This window comes from Streptosporangium sp. NPDC049644 (genome assembly GCF_040675205.1).
In the GTDB taxonomy this organism is placed as follows: domain Bacteria; phylum Actinomycetota; class Actinomycetes; order Streptosporangiales; family Streptosporangiaceae; genus Streptosporangium; species Streptosporangium fukuiense.
The window spans coordinates 1-1616 of record NZ_JBFAOJ010000259.1; the positions used below are offsets into that span (position 1 = coordinate 1).

A 1616-nucleotide genomic window follows, 5' to 3' on the forward strand; every position below is an offset into this window, starting at 1 on the left:
GTGTCCACCCTGACTGGTGAGCAGGCCACGGCCGAGCAGTTGTGTTCGCCGGATTATTGGGTGGATCAGGTGCGTGGCGCGGTTCGCTTCGCGGATGGTGTCCGTGTGCTGCACGCGCGGGGCGTGCGGGCCTATCTGGAGTTGGGCCCCGATGGCGTGCTGACCGCGATGGCCCAGGACACCCTCGACGCGCTTGGCGTGGATTCGCACGCGGGTCCGGACGCGGTGCTGGCGCCGGCGCTGCGCCGGGATCGCGATGAGCGGGGCGCGGTGATGTCGGCGCTGGCCGAGCTGCATGTGCATGGCGTGCCGCTGGACTGGCGTGCGGTGTTCCCGGGCGGGCGGCCGGTGGAACTGCCGACGTACGCCTTCCAGCACCAGTGGTACTGGGGCCAGGGCGCCGGTGACCGGGCGGGGAATGTGTCGGCGGCGGGGCTGGCGGCGGCGGGGCATCCGTTGCTGGGCGCGGCGGTGGGGCTCGCCGGTTCCGATGGGGTGTTGCTGACGGGCCGGTTGTCGCTGCGGTCGCATCCCTGGCTGGCCGATTACGCGGTGGCGGGTTCGGCGGTGGTGCCGGGCAGCGTGTTCGTGGAGCTCGCGGTCCGGGCGGGTGACCAGGTCGGTTGCGATGTCGTGGAGGAGCTGACGCCGGCCCGGCCGCTGGTCCTGGGCGAGCATGACGCGGTCGCGGTGCAGGTGCGGGTGGGCGCCGCGGGGGAGTCGGATCGTCGTACGGTGACCATCTACGCGCGGCCGGTCGAGGCCGCCGACGAAGAGACGTGGGTCGAGTACGCGACCGGTGTGCTGGTGTCCGGCGGTCCGGCTGTGGCGCCGTTCGACACGGCGGTGTGGCCGCCGCGGGACGCGTCCGCGATCGGGCTGGACGGCCTGTATGAGCGGTTCGCCGAGAGCGGCCTGAGCCATGGGCCGCTGTTCCAGGGACTGCGGGCGGCCTGGCGGGGTGCCGATGGTGCGGTGTTCGCCGAGGTCGTCCTGCCCGAGGAGGTGGAGTCGAGCGCGGGTTCGTTCGGGATGCACCCGGCGCTGCTGGACGCGGCGCTGCACGCGGTGGCCTTCACCGGACCGGGCGACTCCGAGGATTTGGTGTTGCCGTTCTCGTGGGGCGGGGTGTGCCTGCACGCGGACGGCGCGTCGATGCTGCGGGTGCGACTGGCCAGGACCGGCGACGATTCCGTTTCGGTGAGCGCGGTGGACAGCGCGGGGGAGATGGTGCTGTCGGTGCGGTCGCTGGTGCTGCGGCCGGTCTCCGCCGATCAGTTCGCCTCCAGCGGTCGCGCAATGGGACGGAATTCCCTGTTCGGGGTGGAGTGGACGCCGCTGGCGGAGCTTGCGGCGGCCGAGGTGTCGCCGGTGGCGGTGCTGGGTCCTGACGCGGATCTGTCGGTTCTGGAGGGGCCGGTGCCGGATGTGGTGCTGGCCGAGGTCGTCTCCGATCCGGTGGACGGGGTGGTGGAGTCGGCCCATGAGCTGACCGCCCGGGTGCTGGGGGTGGTGCAGGGCTGGTTGGCCGATGACCGGTTCGCCGATTCCCGTCTGGTGGTCGTAACCCGGGGCGCGGTCGCGGCGGGTGACGATGAGGTGGTCACCGATCTGGC

Annotated in this window: 1 protein-coding gene; it reads left to right on the forward strand. The window is 72.4% G+C overall.

The window, feature by feature from the left end; genetic code table 11:
- Positions 1 to 105 precede the first annotated feature (105 nt).
- A partial coding sequence (locus AB0J58_RS44960; protein ID WP_364227968.1) for a polyketide synthase dehydratase domain-containing protein occupies positions 106 to 1616 on the forward strand: 1511 nt, incomplete at its 3' end.